The following is a 17,683-nucleotide window of genomic DNA, read 5'->3' as shown; positions in this document are numbered from 1 at the left end:
TTGTCAAGTAGCGAGACCATAAGGAATTTGTATTTTTTAAAAGAAAGAAAAATCTTTGTGCTGACTGCGGATGTCGAGAATCGTGGGTATCTGGATACTTTGAAAGAGATAGCCGAACAGAAAAAAGATTGTGGCGTGAAGGTGTTTATGGATAAAAAGGCATAAAATTCGAAATATCATCATTAGAGAATCCAATCAATTTTAGGCTCATGCACCGTATCAATTTGTCTAAAAGAATCATCAAATATTTGCTGCTCCTATCGTTTTTGAAGTCATAGTAATATGCATATCCATGTGCAATAGTACGTCTGATCTCCTTGATTTGATTACTAACTTTCTCTGCAGAAAGATTTGTTTGCGACAGCAATTGGGGATATTCATTAAACATGTATTCCAATTCCTTTTTAAGTGGAAATTGGAGATTTTGAGCTTTCTTGTGTTCCAGTTTATCAAATAAGTACTCAAATGCTACAATTTGTTCGACAAATCGCTGAGGCGTGAACATGGAGTCGAAATTCCCTAAATGACCAAGTGGAATACTCTGTGTTATTTTGTTGCCAGAATCTAATGCTATATTATTTAAGAGCTTGGGAATGTATTTCATAATATCAAATTCGTAGAATAAGCCGTTATACCTATCAACGGCATCTTCCGAAATGAAGGGACAGTAGAACCACCCGACACTTACTTCTTTGCGATAAAGCGTGATACGTTTGAACAAGATGTCTGTGTGTGATGTCATGAACATTGCAAGCCGACAAAGAACTGTTGCAATATCATAGCACTCTTGGATTTCATTTGTGTGTAACGGCAGAATCAATTCCCCTTTTCTGGAGAAATCTTCCAAAAGACCAAGGCGATGATTGTGACCGATTTGGAAAATCAATTCGTATTTTTGTTTGTTCATATCAAACGGAATTGTATACACTTTTTTAGGTTCTAAAGCCAAGTTGATTCCAGATCGCACCATTTCAATGTATTTATGTTCGTATCCAAAAACTGCATCAAGAGACGGCGACTGAATACCTATGCGGTCATAGGTTTCGTCTTTGTTAAATGTATAAACAATATAGCAACGCAAATAGCAAGTACTTCCCATAGAATTTTCGACGAGAAAGGTTGCTTTCCTACCATGAGGCCCAATATCAAAACATAGCCCCTGCAGAATATAGTTTTCTTTAAAATTATACTCCTTACAAAATATTTCCAATAATGAGTCATCTGTAAACAAATCCATACGGTAATTTTCAATTACAAAAGGAATCTTTCCAGTTCTGAAAAAAATAAAACCCTTGACCATCATTTTACCTCTTTATGTGATGCGTTCTCAATTTCTATTGGACATCATTTGTGTTCAAAAATTAAGAATACGCAAAGTTTCACAATTTTGACAGGAAATTATATTTTATTATGCACGAAATCCTTCGCATATTCAACCCATATCACAGAATTGTGTTGTTTTCGCTGTATCTGTAAAACATCTTTGAGTTGCCTCCTGATGAAATTGAAGAGACTGCTCATTAAGGTTATTATTGCTGGTGCAAAAAGACATATCTTCAATAATTTGACGTTTTCCGCAAATTATGGTATCATACTAATGTAAGTGATTTATGTGTCCTGTAACGCAATTTGCACTGACACACGTTGTTATTTTTGTACTTTGTGCCTGCAATGCCGCTGACCGTCTGGTCTGTGCATTGCGGGCATTTTTTATCCGCCGGGGGACACCCCGCATAAAGCGAGAATGACTTTTATGCTGCTATTGGCAGCGAAGAAAAGTTGTTCTCGCTTTTTATTTTGGTTTGGCGCCGCCCGGCGTTAAAAATAAAAATGCAAGAAAGGCGAGATCACAATGATGGACGAACTCAAACAGCAATTTTATGAGGTTATGCACAAGTATCAGAAGCCGTTTTCGGAGGAAGGTGTCACAGCAAACCTTACACAATGGAATGAACCGAAGCAGGGACTTTTGCAGCTTCTGCGCAGGCATCCGCTATGGAATGAGAAAGAACTGGCAATCGTGTTCCGCGTGGAGGAACGCCGAGAAATCGACCGTATCACAGTGGACGAAACGCGCGCCGCCATCCTTGAACTTGGTCGCAGGGCCTGCACGGATGATACGGTGTATGAGAACTTTGAAACCGCCCTGCGCGCGGCAACCGCCGACTATGCCCGGATACCAAACGAGTACCGCTTAGACACGATTCGGCAATACGGAGGCATCAAGTGCGCACCGGGACAAAAGGCGAGCCGTATTATCAATCGGCTCTGCATGAAATTTCATCTCGACCAAATTGAGGAAGAAGCAGAAGCAGGCGAGCCGGACAACCGTTATATGCGTACAGTAAAGCCATACAACGCGCTGTTTGCGCGGCTGGCAGATGCTTTGAACCCGGCGCATATCGAGAAAACCGCAGTGCTGTCAATCCACCCCTGCGATTTCCTCGAAATGTCCAACCGTGACAACACTTGGAGTTCCTGCCATTGCTTAGAAGGCGGCGGTTACCGCGGCGGCTGCCAATCCTATATGGGTGATGCTGTCAGCATGATTTTCTTCACGGTCAGTGACGAGTACACGCAGGACTTCCATACAGCACCGCGCATCACGCGAGAGATTTTCTGCTATAAAGATAACGTCCTGCTGCAATCTCGTCTGTACCCTACGGATTTGGAAGATCAAAAAAACCTGTATCGCAGCATCGTACAGCAGGCAATCGCAATATGCCTTGACAAACCGAACCTGTGGTCGATCAAGCGCGGAAAAGACACTGAACCTTACTGCGAATCTGCGGCGGACAGCAACCATTATCCTGACTATGAGTATGGGTATGCGGTAGTATCTCTGCTGAAAGGGGAGACTGACTATGGCAAAATGACGATTGGTTCCGTGGCTCGATGTGTCTGCTGCGGCGGGGAACAGAAAGACCACCGCTCGATACGCTGTGCAGAATGTGGGAGTATGTTTGTCTGCAAAGGCTGCGGTAAAACGGTGCATGGATATGGGCGATATATTGATAACCACTTCTACTGTAAGGAATGCAGCTATCGTTGCACTGCCTGCGGAGAGGAGTTTATCGGTATGCCGCGTATCGGAATTGCCCGTTCCGGCGAGCGGCGCGGAATTTGCCCTGCCTGCTATGCGCAGGTAGTTGATGTATGCAGAAACTGCACGATCCATAGTGACTGCCTTTCCATCGGTGCCAATCGCTTCTGCCCGAATCAGATGAACGACCTTACCGCGTAAAGGAGGAATCCATGCAAGAATTGACGTTTGAGACCATTCTGCGTCTGCCGCAGATGGAACTAAAAAAGACGCTGAAAGCCGAACTGAAAAGCAGGGGTTACCCTGTCACCGATAAGCCTGGCTACCTATATGCCGAGGGAACGATTCCTGTACTGCTGGTGGCCCACATGGACACGGTTCACCGCCAACCTGTCGAGCAGATATGCTATTCGGCAGACGGGGCGGTGGCAATGTCGCCGCAGGGTATCGGCGGTGATGACCGCTGCGGTGTCTGGATGATTTTGCAGATCCTGCGTACAGCAAACTGTCATGTGCTGTTCTGTGAGGACGAGGAAGTTGGCTGTGTGGGCGCAAAGAAATTCACAAGAGGTTCTGTACGACCGCAGGTAAACTACATCGTAGAACTTGACCGTCGTGGCAGCAATGATGCCGTGTTTTACCGCTGCGATAACCCGGAGTTTGAGGACTTCGTTACCTCGTTTGGGTTCGAGACAGCCAATGGCTCGTGCAGTGATATATCTTACATTGCACCGTATCTGGAAACGGCGGCAGTCAATATCAGCTGCGGTTACTACTGCGAGCATCAACGGCATGAGTACATCCACTTAGAGGAGATGGAACTGAATGCCGCCCGCGTGGCGCAGATGGTAACGCAGCAGACAGAACACTTTGAATATAGGGAACAGCAGGACAGTTTCTTCGGCGGCCGAGTTTACCAGTATTCTATGTGGGATACTGCTTCTGAGCGCGAAACCTACAAGTGGCTTTCACCGCTGCCGAAAGAAGCAAAAATCAAGCTGGGAACAGCGGAACTCATCATGTCTCATGCCAAAATTGACCGGCAGGGAAAGGTTCATCGCTATGTTCCAAAATTGAAAGCTGCTGTCCTGACAGAAAACGCCATAGCAGTAATGCCGGACGGTAAGAAAGTGAGATACGACTCCCAAAAGGCTAAGTGCCAGAAAGTGATGCCCCTATCAAGGGCGTTGGAAATACTGGGATGTAAGTAAACAAGGTCCTCTTTCGCTGTGAAAGAGGACCTTTTGCGAAGTGGTGCAAATATATGACTGGGTTAGCGTTCGGTGCAGTATCTTGCCAATCATGTAAAGCAGATGTAAAATTTATGGCGACCCGTTGTGCAAATGCAGAAAGCTATGGTATGCTAATTATATAAAGTGTACAGGAAATAATCAGAGCGCGAGGGGACATAATGATGGAGAACAAATCGGATAAAGGCGGCTTCTGGAAACGACAATCTTTTCTTTTGCCTCCATTGACTGCGGCGGTGGTTTTGCTGTGCCAGCAGATGGCTTCTTCCAATCCATCCGGCGTGGTCACCGTGAACATTTTGCTGTTGGTACTGAATTTCTTCAGCTATGTGGGGCTTTTGCGTGGGGAAAAAAGCACAGAAAAATCCGTGGCGATCGCCGCGGCAGGTTTTATTACACTGATGGCATTTGTGTTCAATACCTGCGTAGCGGGAATTCCCACCCCTTTGAGCGATACGGGAATCTTTATGAACAGTCTCTGCGGTATGTGGGTACTGGTAGCAGTTGTTCAAGGAATTTCGCTGTTGATACAGGCAGTGTTGCAGCCAACGGTTGAGCAAGAGACAGGAGCAAGCGAAACCAATGTTTGGAATCGCCTACAAAAAGTAGGGGGACAGCTAAAACCAAAAGCCACAAACTCGCAGGGAATGATTTTGACACTGCTGCGCCTTGCCACAGTATTGTTGGCAATCGTTTCCTGGTGGAGTACCGCACAGGGCATGCGGGACTATGTGTTTTCACAGGCGTGGCAGGCTAATCTTGCCTCGTTTGCCATACAAAGCATCCTGCTGGGACTGAACTTTTACCTGCCGACCTTCTGGCGCTGGATACATAGTCTGCGCGGCAAAATCTGCGTGCTGGCGCTCAGCGGCGTTGTCTTGTTCTGCTCCTCGTGGTTCAGCTATGTTTTTATCGTTGGCACGGTCTATGAAAAAAGCTGGCAGACCGAAAGCCGCCTGTTGGTTCAGTCCGTGTACCGAAACGAACTATACAAAGCGGATGAATTTGTACAAATCAGCAGTGATGCACTGCGGGAAACACTGGGCGACGAGGTGGCGGCTCTGTACACTGCCAGCAAGACCGCCGATACCGAAACAACACAGAATCCTTCCGGCTTAGATCTGACAGCGGACAAGGCAAGCTACGCCGATAATGCGGACTTTGCGGCAAAAAATGAAATTGCTTCGGCAATCCAAGTGATGCAGACCGCCACGCAGGAGGGAACATCCTCCGGCGTGCGCGAACAGGCTGCCGCAGCACTGACACAGCTTACCGAACAGGTGGAAACGCGCATCGAACAGCTGACGCAGCAGATAAGCCAGACGCAGGACGCCTTGACGGCAGCAGCAGATGCGCAAACCAGCGCAGCCAGTGCGTTGCGAAATGCGCCGTATGGAAGTAATACTAACGCTTTGCAGAGTGCCTATAACAGTGCGGCATCCCGATTGAGTAACTTGCAGGATACGCTAAATCAGCAACAACAGGACTTACAGGATTATCAGCAGGCGCAGGGAATCCTGCAACGATACGCAGGTGTGCTGGGAATTGCCGGAAATGCAGCCTCCGTGCAGACAGGTCAGGCGCTGCGTAGTATCCAAAGTGCGCTGCTCCAGACAGATGTGGATACGGAAGCTATTGAACAGCAGGCACGCACTGTGTTTGAACAGCTGCAAGCCGCACAGGACAGTGGATTGGATGCGGATTTTCAGACATTATTGAATGATATGGACAGTTTTATCCGCAAGGTACAGGATTACGCAGTCCTGAAATCATCAGGTGACGCGCTGCAAAACCAGATTGACAGCATGACGGCAGACACTGCACAGGATACGGAAAACTGGGAGCCCCTATGGACAGAGAAAAATGAGCGTCTGAAGGCAACAATCAGTGGTCTGCCTGTCAGTGACAGCGGGCAGGAGTATGACCGTGCAGATGCCCTTGATAAGCTGGACGATGCACAGCGCCTCTATATTTCAGAGCATAACCCTGTTGATCAGGCACTGATTTATCTGGGAAGCCCATATTGGCAGCTGGCAGCATTTTCTCTTGTATTGGCGTTCTTCTTGGATATTGCCGCCTTTATTACCGGGCTTGTCATTGATGTGGCAGATCGGCGTAAAATGTTGGAAAAATGAAGAAAACCACATAGGTTAAAAGGACAGCCCCTTCCGCTGATGTGATTTCAGCAGAAGGGGCTATTACTTTATGCTCACGTGTGACATGGCAAAGTAACTTGCAAAAATGGGTTTGTAAATTTTGGCTAAAAGTTCACCGAAATGTAACATTCTGTTGTACAATAGGGATTATAAAGGGGGATTGTTGAATGAATCCGATTTTGATTGTGGACGATGAAGCCGCCATTGCCATGCTGGTGCGGCGCATCCTGACGGAGGCGGGTTACCGCTGCCAGGCCGTGACCGACAGCCGTGCGGCGGCAAATTTGCTGGAAAAGAACCGCTATGATCTGGTGCTGCTCGATGTGATGATGCCCCATCTGGACGGGTACGATCTGCTGGCGTACCTGCGGCCCACGGGCACGCCCTGCATCTTCATCACGGCGAAGGACGCTGTGGCCGAGCGGGTGCGCGGGCTGAACAGTGGCGCGGATGATTATATTGTCAAGCCGTTTGCCCCCACTGAGCTGGTGGCCCGGGTGGAAAGCGTGCTGCGGCGCGCCGGGCGCAGCACCGCCGTCTATACGATGTGGGAGTACACAGTGGACGCTGCGGCCTGCCGTGTGCTGCGCGGTGAGGAGGAAATGCACCTGACCCGCAAGGAATATGACTTACTTCTGTTATTTTTGCGCAACCGGGGCCGGGCGCTGTACCGGGATTACCTGTACGAAACCGTCTGGGGCGATGACGGCACGGGCTGTGACACCCGTACGCTTGACACCCACATTGCCCGCCTGCGCCGCAAGCTGAACCTTGGCGACCGCCTGCGCAGCGTGCGGCAGATCGGGTATATGCTGGAAAAGGAATAAAATGTAACCCGCCCGTGACGAAGCTGTAACCAACCGGAAACAATCCTGCGGTATGCTGGGGGTACAACAAACAAAGGAGGATAACTACGATGAAACACACCACAAGGCTGACCGCCTGTCTGCTGGCGCTGGCGCTGACGGCCTGCACGGCCGCGCCGCAGGATATGCCTGCAAGCACGACCACCGAGACAGCCGCCGCACCCGCGCAGACTGCAGAGCCCACCACAGAAACACCCGCCGTGCAGGACACGCTTACGCCCATTTACACGACCTGGGGCGCGGCGGTGGGCCAAGATGCCGTCTATAGCGCGATGAACATTGACGATGCCGGGCAATACTTCGCCACAACGATTGATTTTTCCACGGGCGAGCAGCGTATTCTCTGCAAAAAGCTCGGCTGCAGCCATACGGATGAAAGCTGCCCGGCCTACATGACGGCCATCCGGAACGGCTGCGTGCCGAAAGCCATGCTGCTGCCCGTGGGTGACCGGCTTTACTGGCTTGTGGATGGCCGCTACAATGAGAGTGACGGCGCGTATCTGGATGTGAGCAATCCGGACGGCAGTGAACGCCGCCGCGTGGCCGAGGGCAACGCCCTGCCCGATTTGACCAATGCCTATGTCTGGTACACGGATGGCACAGCACTGTATACATTTGTGCGCAGCTATGACGAATATTCCGCTTTTCGTCTGGATGAGGGCGGTGCGGTGTGCTTCTTTACCCGCAGCATACCGGACGGCGAGGACTATTTCGCCTTAGGCTGCTGGCAGGACAAAATCGTTTTGCAGCACAGTGGAGGCTATCAGCAGCAGCCCTTGAACCCGGCCGGAGAGGCCGCCACGGATGAGGAACTGCGCGCATGGCTGGCCGCCGACGAGCAGGCGCGGAACGCGCAGACGAAAAACCTCTGTCTGCTGGATACGGCGGGCAGCATGACCGACACCGACATGACATGGAGTGGCGATGCGGGCAATGTCCAGCTCGTCCGCAACGGTGCGGCCTATGTGCTGAACGAATCGGGGCTGGTGACAAAATTTGACCTGACTGCGGGCACAGCCCAAACCCGACAGCTTGACCTGCAGGGAGTATCATACGGTGTCGTGGAAGGCGCAAGGCTGGACGGCTGGATCCCTGTGATGGTGCGCGATGACAGCGAGGGGCTGCTGAACCCTGAGACCGGCGTCTACACCCCGCTGCCGACCACATGGCTAAAAGACCAATCCATCGAGCGCAGTCCGTTTATTGTGGCAGCCAGCGACACGATGCTGCTTGTGAAATACGGCGAGATCTACTACACAACAAATGACATCGGCACGGACGGCGCACCTTACAGCTTTACCACCTGCCGCGGAGAGTACGGGATCATTTCGGTTAAGGACTATCTAGCGGGCAGTCAGGATTGGGTGCAGGTGACGCTGCAGGGCCGCGATCTGGTATGAGGAAACAGTGATGAAATTTGCAACCAAGCTATCTCTGGGCTGCATTGCGCTGCTGTCCTGCGCGCTGGGCGCGGCAGGGCTGCTGCTGACCGGGCAGAGCTTTTCCGGCAGTCTGGCCAGCACCCGCACGGCCCTGCAGGCCCAGCAGGAAAAAGAAAAATACGCGCTGGAACGGTTCATCTTTCAGGCCACGGACAGCGCGCAGTTTGAAAATTACATTTTGGCGTCCGCTGCCCAGCAGTATGCCGAGCAGACCGCCGATGCGGGCAGCAGCATGGCACTCTGGCTGGACGGTGCGTATTCGCTCTACTCCGGCCTGCCTGCGGCACTGCCGCGCACCGCACTGAAGCAGGCCCTGACTGACGGCGAAAACGCCTGGCAGCTGACCCGGGCGGCCGGGCGGTGGTATCTGCTGCTGACCCAGCCGCTGGACCTGCCCGGTGTGCGGGCCGATATGCTCTGCGCCTACGATGTGAGCGCGGTGTTCGCCACCCGTGACGCCCAGCTGCAGGCGTGGCTGGCGGCATCGGCGGCGCTGCTGGTATTGGGCGGCGGGGCAGCTGTGCTGTTCAGCCGCCGTGTGACCCGCCCGCTGACTGCGCTGCAGACGGCCAGCGAGAAAATTGCCGATGGTGAGTACACCCAGCGTACTCAGGTCAAGACCGATGATGAAATCGGCGCGCTGAGCCGCAGCTTTGATGCAATGGCCGCAGCGGTGGAAGGCAAGATCAACGAATTATCAAAAACAACGCAGAGCCAGCAGGACTTTATTGCGGCGTTTACACATGAGATCAAGACCCCGATGACCGCGATGCTCGGCTATGCCGACCTGATGCGCGCCCGGCCCGATGACACCGAGACTCAGCGGGAAGCAGCGGGCTATATCTACCACGAGACGCAGCGGCTGGAGAACCTGAGCCGCAGTCTGCTGGCCTTGATGGGGCTGGATCAGGCCGGGGCGCTGGAGCTGGTGCCCTGCCAAGATGCCGGGCTTTTGCTGCAGACCGTGCGCAGCCTGCCGCAGGGCAGCACGCCTGTGCCGCGGGTCATCAGCGCGGGGTGCGTGGTGCAGGTAGACCGCAGCCTGTGGGTGGATATGCTGCGCAACCTGACCCTCAATGCCCAGCGAGCCTGTCAGGGCATCGAGGGTGCAGCCATCACCCTGCGGTGTGAGCGCCGCGCCGGGCAGGTGGTTTTCACCGTGACGGATACGGGCTGCGGCATCCCCGCCGCCGATCTGCCCCGCGTGACCGAGGCATTTTACATGGTGGACAAGTCCCGCAGCCGGGCCGCAGGCGGCAGCGGCATCGGGCTGGCACTCTGCGCCCGCATTGCCGGGGCACACGGGGCAAAGCTGGAAATCACCAGCACCGAGCATGTCGGCACGACTGTGACCATCGCCGTGCCGGAGGTGCTGCCGAGCGAAAGGGAGGCTGACAATGACACACAAAGCTGATACGCTGCGCCCCTTCCTGCGCTGCGCTGCTGTGGTGCTGTGCAGTCTGGCGCTGCCGCTGGCGGTGTTCGCCCTGTGGGACCGCGCACTGCTGGCAGCGCCCCACATCCGCACGGACGGGGAGCGCTTTTCGGCAGCCGGGCGGGCCAATGCCACAGCCTGCACCCTCTACGCCGCCGAGCATGTGACGAAGGTGCCGCTCGGCAGCAACAGCGTCTGGGACGGCGGCTGGACGGCGGGCACGATGGACGGCAGTGCACTGGCCCGCGCCCGCCGGACGCTGCGCGCCCTGCACGAGGCCGGGCTGCTGTGCGATGACAGCTATGCCGCTGCACTCTCGGTCTGCCGTCTGGACTACGGCAGCTGGGAGCTGTACACTGCGCCCTGCGGCCTGACGCAGCTGGTGCGCAGCCCGGAAGAGATCTACACAGGCGCGGATACCGAGCATGTGTATATCCAGCTGATTCTTTCTGATGACGATGCACCGCTGTATTTTAACTATCAGAACGATTTAGGACAGGGTGATACGCTTGCTGATGACGCTGTGGCGCAGTATTGCGCCCTGCTGGGGCTGGACGAGTTTACCGACTGGCAGTACCCGGACTGGGGCACAGCCGTGCGGGATTTCGGCGCAGCAGGCTACAGTGAGACTGCGCAGGTCTACGCCGTGGCGAACGCCAGCGGGTACAGCGTGACGCTCTCCGCCGCCAGCATGACGCCGCAGACCTTTGCCGCACTGAACACGCAATACGGGGAGGAAATATCATGAAGAAATATCTTGCTATCACTGCCGCGCTGGCGCTGGCCCTGACAGCCTGCGGACAGACCGCAGCGGACAGCACGCCGACACCGACTGCGGCCACGGAAGCCGCAGCAGCCCCCGCCGAGCAGCTGCAAAGCATCGGCAGCGGCACCCTGCGGCTGCTGACCGCCGCTGCGGACGGCGTGTATTATCAGGCGTTCAACGACTGTGAAATCAACTATACCGACACGATGGGTCGTGCGCTGATCTATGCCATCGACGAGCAGACTGGCGATGCGCGCCCTGTCTGCAATCTGCCCGGCTGCGCCCATGACAGCGCAGCCTGCCCCGCGTGGAGCGACGGCAACGTGACGCTCTGCTACGGCGATGGGGATGAAGTGTATCTGTTGGCGTTTTATTATAACGATGAAACCAGCTATTATCGCTGGGAAAGAATCAATTCCGACCACACGGAGCGGATTTTGCTGGCGGAGGTGGAGCCAGGTTTGTCCGTTGTGGGGCGCGGCGTGGCTGTGGATGATGCGAACCTCTATTACAGTGTGCTGACCGATGATAACCGCCGCCAGACGCTGTGGGCTGTGGATAAGACCGGCGGTCAGGCACAGAAAATCTGCACATGGGACGATCTGCCTGACGGGACAGGGGAGTATGCCCCCGAAATGTACACGCTGTTGGAAGTAGGCGGTCAACAGATGACCTTTGCCAAGATGATACAGTCGAACGATGCGCTGACCAAGGCTATGCAGATTTGCACAGTGGATCTGGCCAATGGGAGCTGTACACCGCAGCAGCGCTATGAGCGCGATGCGGGCACGGTGTTTGTGACAGGGGACGGTATGGAAAAGCGCGACCTGATCAGCTACCGAAACGACTACCAAATCCTGACCGAGGGCAGCCGCAGCGGCCTTGCCAACTGCAACTACCAGAGCGGGGAGGTCGGTTATCTGAACGCGGCAGCAGATAGCTTTACCCCCGTAGCAGACGGCTTTCCCACAACCCGCGCAGGGTGGGAGTGCTACTACTCCCTGACCGGCTTTGCCGATGGCTGGCTGGTGTGGGTGGACGAGTGCGGCTGCGATGAAAACGGCAACGGCACGGGCGACAACACGACCCGCCAGTATTTCTGCCGCAACGGCGTCAAGACAGAGCTGACACAGCAGCGCTATGTGCCTGGCAAGGACGTGCGGAATATCCGCATCCTGGACGCTCAGCAGGGCCGCGTGCTGGCCGCCTACGACACCAAAACCGGCACGGTACACGACGTGGACAAGGACGGCACGACCTACACCCGGCCGATGAACTGGGACGTCTACGGCGTCATAGCGCTGGACGACCTGCTGGCAGGCAGTACAGACTTTACGCCGCTGAACTTTGCAGAATGACAAAAAAATATGATCAGGTACAATTTGTTGCTTACTAGGACGGGAACTCACTGCACCTGCCAAAATGCCATCGCTCTGGAAAGCCAATATTGGCAGTTTGCGATATCCTCTATTATACTGGCATTCTTCTTGAATATTGCTACGTTCATTACCGACATTGTCCTTGATGCGGCAGATTGGCGCAAAATGTCGACAAGATGAAGAAGATCATATAAGAGGTTAGAAATACCGATAAATCATAATAACAGCCCCTTCCGCTGATGCGATTTCAGCAGAAGGGGCTATTCCTTTAATTATATTGAATTTTCCCCGGCGGGTCACAAATTACCGATTCCAGATGTTGTTTTCAAGATCGACAAGCCGCTTTTTATACTCGGCCATCCGCTGGTCGACTTTGCCGTCGTCATCGGGAAAGCTGACGAGGTAGCCTGTGTCCGTGTCATGGAAGCCGATTTCTCCGGTAAGACCGCATATATCGGAAACTTTCAGCAAGGTATGAAAATCATACTGCATAGCACTGATTTCAAGCGTTTTGTTCATGGTGGACTCCTGTGTTTTTACTTACTTTGCCCATTATAGCGCACCCGCCGGGGAAATGCAAACAAATAAATAATGCGTATTATTGCGTATAAGAAAAAATAATGCGTAAATTTGTTGGGAAATGACGTATTCAAAACGTATAAGGTAAATATAAGCATCGAAGGGAGTTGATGTTATGCTTATTGCTATCGACCACGGCAACAAACAGGTCAAAACCGTTCACGGGAACGCCATCGTTTCCGGTGTACAGAAAAGTAAAACCAGACCTTACGGCAGGGATGTACTGAAATACGGCGGCAGTTACTATACGCTGTCCGCACAGCGCATCCCGTACCAAAAGGACAAAACCACAGACGAGCGTTTCTTTATCCTATCGCTGTTTGCCATTGCGGAGGAAATCGAAGCGCAGGGCGCGTATATCTCCGGGCTGATGCCCATTGACCTTGCCATCGGTCTGCCGCCCGCACACTTTGGCGCGCAGAACAAAGCGTTCATGCGCTACTTCAAGCGCAAGGAACCGATCTACTTCTCCTACCGTGACAAGCTGTACAGCATTCTGATCCGCAATGTGCAGTGCTATCCGCAGGCATTTGCAGCGGCGGCCATGATGTTGGGCGAACTGGCAACGGTGCCGCGCGCACTGATTCTGGACGTGGGCGGCTTCACAGCGGATTATCTGCTGCTGAAGAACGGCCGCGCTGACCTGTCCACTTGTGATTCACTGGAAAATGGCGTGATCCTGCTGTACAACCGTATCCGCTCCAAGGCAAGCTCGGACTTGGATGTTCTGTTGGAGGAAACCGATGTAGATGCCATTCTCTTGCAGGAGCAGGGAAACAGTTACGGGGAAGAAGTCGCCGCGCTGGTAGAATATCAGGCGCAGGAGTTCGTCAACGATATGCTGGGCGCGCTGCGCGAGCGGCAGCTTGATCTGCGCACGGGACGCGTGATCTTCGTGGGCGGCGGTGCCTGCCTGCTGCGGCGGCAGATCGAGGTCTCCGGCAGAGTGGCACATCCCATCTTTGTGGAAGATGTGAACGCGAACGCCAAAGGTTTTGAGTATCTTTACCGCTGCACAGTGACAGGGGCGTGATGAACCATGAAGCTAAAAAAGGACAGGGGGCGTTTTACGGTTCGCTTTGACATGGAAAATCCAGACCATGCGAGGGCTGTAGAATACTTGGAACGGCAGCGTGACAGGGGCAAAGCACAGTATCTTGCCGATGCGATTTTGTGTTATGAAAAAGCAGAGACGAAGTCTTTCCCGCAGGTAAACCGCGCCCTGATTGAGCAAATCGTACAGGAATACTTAGAAAAACAGAACGCTGGGCATACCCCGGATTTGCAGAAAGAGGAGCCGTCTATATCCTCGCCGCCAATAGATTTAATAGCCAGTGCTTTGGCTGATTTTAGAGGGTAAAGCACTATACAGAAAAAGGGCTTCCGCCAGCAGATGCGGAAGCCCTTTTTGAGAAGGAGAATAGTGAATATCAGTTTTTCATTTCGGCGCGAATCTTATCGTTGGCCTCCTCGACCTTCATGCGGGAGAGGATATGTTTTCTAAAAAGATTGTCTATAAAGCAAGGCGTTGACACAAAGTAGTCACAAACTTGCTTGAAAGTATGCGAAAAATTTGATTTAATTAACATTAGAGAAAAACACTTTCAGGAAAGGAGATGTGCAGTGTATGTTGTCGGGTAAACAAATCTCGGAAGCAAGAAAACGAAAAGGATTGACACAAGAAGCATTGGCGTCAGAACTTGGAGTATCGAGACAGACGATTGCAAAATGGGAACAGGAAATTTCAACACCAAGTGTTGCAAATGCATATAAACTGATGGATATTCTTGGACTACAGGATATAGAGAAGAAATCGTCCATAGATGATGTTGAGAGTGAAGACAAGAAAAACAGTATTTCTAAAAAGAAAATAACAAAAAAATTGATGATTGAACTTTGGGCAATATACGTTGGTATTGCATTTCTGTGTTTTTTCTTTATTGGAATTGCAGCATTACTTTTTTTGCCGATAATATCAATTGTCCTAATATTACTTGTTATTGTAGTACGCGAAATAAAAGGAATGCCAATCGAGTCGCCAAAGAAGTTCTTCTTTGGTGGAATATGCTTTATCGGACTTGCGCTACTGACATTAATTGCTATACTTGCGAGCTGGATTATTCTAAGAGAAAACTATCGGCACAGAGATTTTTATTCAATTCCTGCCACACAACTAAGTAAATATTCGGCAATTAATGAATGGATAGATGAATGCGAAACACTGGGAGCAGGAATTTACGGACAGTGTATTGAACTGCCTTCGGATAGGACAACATATCTCTATATTGTATATAGACACCAAGTGACAGACGCATCGGATGGTATCGTTATTTCGGATCCATTACATATGCGATTTGTCGTAAAATACCATAGCGGCGATAAATATGATGGCGTAGATTTGTATTTCCTGCAGGGGAGAAGCAACTATCAGATGTTTTTCTCTCTTGATGGAAGTGAACCTTATTATAATGGTATGGCAACTGTTAGTCCAAGGTTTGATAATGATGTGGAGGCACTATTTAGCGACATGCAAGGAGATGAAAGAAATGACTAAAATGGTAAAAAGATTGGCCGCTCTGATTATGTCAACACTAATACTTTCTGTGCTGTTTGCAACAAGCGCATTTGCACAGGAGAACCGTGCGATGGATGTTAATGAAGAAGAGATTCTTAAGGAAATTGTTTCGCATTTGGAAAACGGTGTGACGATAGATGTTGTACCCAACGAAGTAAAGCAGATTGAAATTCCGCTGTCAAATGGTAAAAGTGCATGCCTTGAGATTGGATGCGCACCGATTACATTGACACGGGGGTCAACAAGCGCTAGTTATAATTACAATTCGAATGGAGACTATGTCTTTTGGGGCAACATAAAGTATGACTATATTGGGAGTTATAGCCATAGGGTCAACTTCAAAATAACCGCATTGTCACCCACATGCGAATTCTACATCACATCAGCAAGTGTTGAATCACAGCAACCATCAATTGGACATATAAATTCTGGAGCAGGCGTAACTGAAAATAAAAACTATAGCGTAAAGACGAGTTCTTATTCCAAGGCATATGCCAGCTTCAGCATCAATGGATATGCCAATAATGTATATTCGAAAATTCTTATGAACTCTATGAATCCGAACAAGATTACCTTTACGGTATATTATTCGCTGACACCAATTGATTAGTGCCGTAAAACAAATAATTACACTTATGTCTCCAGCTATTATTATAATACCAGAAAATGAAATTAAGACAGTTGCCAATAATATTGATGCCACAACAGTAAAAAATAGAGATGGATCTTTGTGAAGAAAGGGTAGGTGATTCCGATGCAGAAGGAAACGATAGCCGAAATCAACCTATAAATTAGACAAGGAGTTCAAGATGAAAAAGGTTACCAGTTTGCTTATGGCAATTTTCTGTGCATTTACGTTCAGTATGGTGGCCTTTGCGGACTCAGCAGAAGTTCAACCTCGTGCGGCAGAATGTCCGTTTTGCGGAAGCAATGGCTGGAGCGTGACAAGAGTCGGCCGTAGAGCCAATGGCTCCACTGAAGTTTCCTGCACACATTATCAATATGGCACAGATGTGATTACGAAGTATATCGTTGACTATTCTGGCTCGTGCTATGCGTGCGGCCAAACTCAAGCAACGCAATCTACAGAAACTGAATTGGTATGTCATGGACGTTCGCATATATAAAAAATGGCAAATTTATTGACGAAGGCACGGCCATCAAACTGCGTATATTTGCTTCCTTATGTACATTTTTGATTCCATAAAAAAATCAAAGCCGACTTTACCGCAGGCATCCCAGAAAGGAGTCAATTATGAAACGAAAAACTTTATCCATGCTGTTAGCGTCGGCTGGTGTGGCGATACTGGTCTTTGCACCAACGGTCTTTGCCATAGATACGGAAAATCAGAAGCAAGAAGATCTCTCCAGCTATAGCGTACGGGTGAACGGGAAGCGAAAAAACCACTGCACTACCATCGGACTGAAGGAACCTGAAAGTGTGACATGTCCAAGTTGTGGCACGCAGACTACCGACATTACCCGTTCCTATATCTTGCCTGATGGGTTTGAGGAAGTAGCCTGTGATAGCTACCAATATGGCACGGATATTTTGTATCACTATGTGGACTGCTACCAGGCAGTGTGCCATGATTGTCCATCAATGGAAGATCCAGATGTATTGGAGGATCAGACTTTTTGCTTTGAGCAGGAGCGTACCCTGATTTTTTGTGAAGGACGCAGTCACATCTGATGGTTTTTCATACAAAAGATAGCGGGTATAACACCTACTAATACGAATACCTCCCCAAAGTGGAATGAAGCATCACTTTGGGGAGGTGTTGTTATTTGGTCTCTATTTTACCGATTCAGGAATATTCTTGCCGCGCAAGGGTCTGGAACATCCCAGTTGACATACAAATCATTCAACGGGCAGGCGTGAGGGTTACGGATATGCTCGTCGATCCAGCCTTTGTACAGCTCACAGAAGTTGGCTTTCGTGAGGATGGCGCGGCATTCGGACTTGTCCACAGTGGTGCTGAACAGGTATTCCACATCATGAACCGGAACAATCACCGGCGCGCCGGCTGTGTCAAAGGCACAGAGCAGATTTTTACAGCCGCGGCTCACAGCGCGCTGGCAGTCGCCGCACTCGATATAGATGGTGTTGCGCCAGTCGCGGCCTGTGGTGCGCAGGAACTTGCAGAGATGCGAATTGGTGGAAGTAAAACAGGAAACGGACAAAATATCAC

Annotated in this window: 17 protein-coding genes; 14 read left to right on the top strand and 3 right to left on the bottom strand. The window is 51.1% G+C overall.

Annotated features, from left to right (window positions below):
- Positions 1–145: 145 nt before the first annotated feature.
- On the bottom strand, positions 146–1,303 hold the full coding sequence (locus tag GPK89_RS04105) for a hypothetical protein (protein WP_177719235.1): 1,158 nt from the start codon (positions 1,301–1,303) through the stop codon (positions 146–148).
- A gap of 549 nt (positions 1,304–1,852) precedes the next feature.
- Here GPK89_RS04105 and GPK89_RS04100 point away from each other — a divergent pair.
- From GPK89_RS04100 to GPK89_RS04065, 8 genes are all read left to right on the top strand, one after another.
- On the top strand, positions 1,853–3,244 hold the full coding sequence (locus tag GPK89_RS04100; RefSeq protein WP_215691693.1) for a hypothetical protein: 1,392 nt from the start codon (positions 1,853–1,855) through the stop codon (positions 3,242–3,244).
- Positions 3,245–3,255: 11 nt separating this feature from the next.
- Positions 3,256–4,254, top strand: a complete 999-nt coding sequence (locus GPK89_RS04095) for a M28 family peptidase (protein WP_252261461.1) — start codon at positions 3,256–3,258, stop codon at positions 4,252–4,254.
- 200 nt (positions 4,255–4,454) lie between these two features.
- On the top strand, positions 4,455–6,428 hold the full coding sequence (locus GPK89_RS04090; protein ID WP_215691692.1) for a hypothetical protein: 1,974 nt from the start codon (positions 4,455–4,457) through the stop codon (positions 6,426–6,428).
- A 188-nt stretch (positions 6,429–6,616) separates the two neighbouring features.
- Complete coding sequence (locus tag GPK89_RS04085) at positions 6,617–7,276, top strand: response regulator transcription factor (protein WP_078785444.1); 660 nt, start codon at positions 6,617–6,619, stop codon at positions 7,274–7,276.
- 89 nt (positions 7,277–7,365) lie between these two features.
- Positions 7,366–8,715: a hypothetical protein gene (locus GPK89_RS04080; protein WP_215691691.1), complete on the top strand. Its 1,350-nt coding sequence runs from the start codon at positions 7,366–7,368 to the stop codon at positions 8,713–8,715.
- 10 nt (positions 8,716–8,725) lie between these two features.
- Positions 8,726–10,171 (top strand): sensor histidine kinase, encoded by a 1,446-nt coding sequence (locus GPK89_RS04075; protein ID WP_215691690.1) that lies wholly within the window; start codon positions 8,726–8,728, stop codon positions 10,169–10,171.
- A complete protein-coding gene (locus tag GPK89_RS04070; RefSeq protein WP_078785441.1) occupies positions 10,155–10,940 on the top strand; it encodes a hypothetical protein in 786 nt (261 codons plus the stop codon). Before GPK89_RS04075 ends, GPK89_RS04070 begins: the two co-directional genes overlap by 17 nt.
- Positions 10,937–12,316: a hypothetical protein gene (locus GPK89_RS04065; protein ID WP_078785440.1), complete on the top strand. Its 1,380-nt coding sequence runs from the start codon at positions 10,937–10,939 to the stop codon at positions 12,314–12,316. The genes GPK89_RS04070 and GPK89_RS04065 overlap by 4 nt, the downstream gene beginning before the upstream one ends.
- Positions 12,317–12,640: 324 nt before the next feature.
- Here GPK89_RS04065 and GPK89_RS04060 read toward each other — a convergent pair whose 3' ends face one another.
- Positions 12,641–12,856 (bottom strand): hypothetical protein, encoded by a 216-nt coding sequence (locus GPK89_RS04060; protein ID WP_215691689.1) that lies wholly within the window; start codon positions 12,854–12,856, stop codon positions 12,641–12,643.
- A gap of 175 nt (positions 12,857–13,031) precedes the next feature.
- Here GPK89_RS04060 and GPK89_RS04055 point away from each other — a divergent pair, with 175 nt between their 5' ends.
- From GPK89_RS04055 to GPK89_RS04030, 6 genes are all read left to right on the top strand, one after another.
- Complete coding sequence (locus GPK89_RS04055; protein ID WP_215691688.1) at positions 13,032–13,949, top strand: ParM/StbA family protein; 918 nt, start codon at positions 13,032–13,034, stop codon at positions 13,947–13,949.
- Positions 13,950–13,955: 6 nt separating this feature from the next.
- Positions 13,956–14,276 (top strand): hypothetical protein, encoded by a 321-nt coding sequence (locus GPK89_RS04050; protein ID WP_215691687.1) that lies wholly within the window; start codon positions 13,956–13,958, stop codon positions 14,274–14,276.
- 267 nt (positions 14,277–14,543) lie between these two features.
- Positions 14,544–15,470 carry a helix-turn-helix transcriptional regulator gene (locus tag GPK89_RS04045; RefSeq protein ID WP_215691686.1) on the top strand — a complete coding sequence of 309 codons (927 nt, stop codon included), beginning with the start codon at positions 14,544–14,546 and terminating at the stop codon, positions 15,468–15,470.
- A complete protein-coding gene (locus tag GPK89_RS04040) occupies positions 15,463–16,101 on the top strand; it encodes a hypothetical protein (protein WP_215691685.1) in 639 nt (212 codons plus the stop codon). The genes GPK89_RS04045 and GPK89_RS04040 overlap by 8 nt, the downstream gene beginning before the upstream one ends.
- 199 nt (positions 16,102–16,300) lie before the next feature.
- Complete coding sequence (locus GPK89_RS04035; RefSeq protein WP_215691684.1) at positions 16,301–16,618, top strand: hypothetical protein; 318 nt, start codon at positions 16,301–16,303, stop codon at positions 16,616–16,618.
- Positions 16,619–16,746: 128 nt separating this feature from the next.
- Positions 16,747–17,184 (top strand): hypothetical protein, encoded by a 438-nt coding sequence (locus GPK89_RS04030; protein WP_215691683.1) that lies wholly within the window; start codon positions 16,747–16,749, stop codon positions 17,182–17,184.
- 107 nt (positions 17,185–17,291) lie between these two features.
- On the opposite strand, the gene GPK89_RS04025 is transcribed toward GPK89_RS04030, so the two are convergent.
- Positions 17,292–17,675, bottom strand: coding sequence for a hypothetical protein (locus GPK89_RS04025; RefSeq protein WP_215691682.1), 384 nt, complete (start codon positions 17,673–17,675; stop codon positions 17,292–17,294).
- Positions 17,676–17,683 lie beyond the last annotated feature (8 nt).

It is taken from the genome of Gemmiger formicilis (assembly GCF_018784445.1).
Lineage (GTDB): Bacteria > Bacillota > Clostridia > Oscillospirales > Ruminococcaceae > Gemmiger.
Note: the sequence above shows the minus strand (reverse complement) of the source record. Positions and strands in the feature narration are given on the sequence as shown.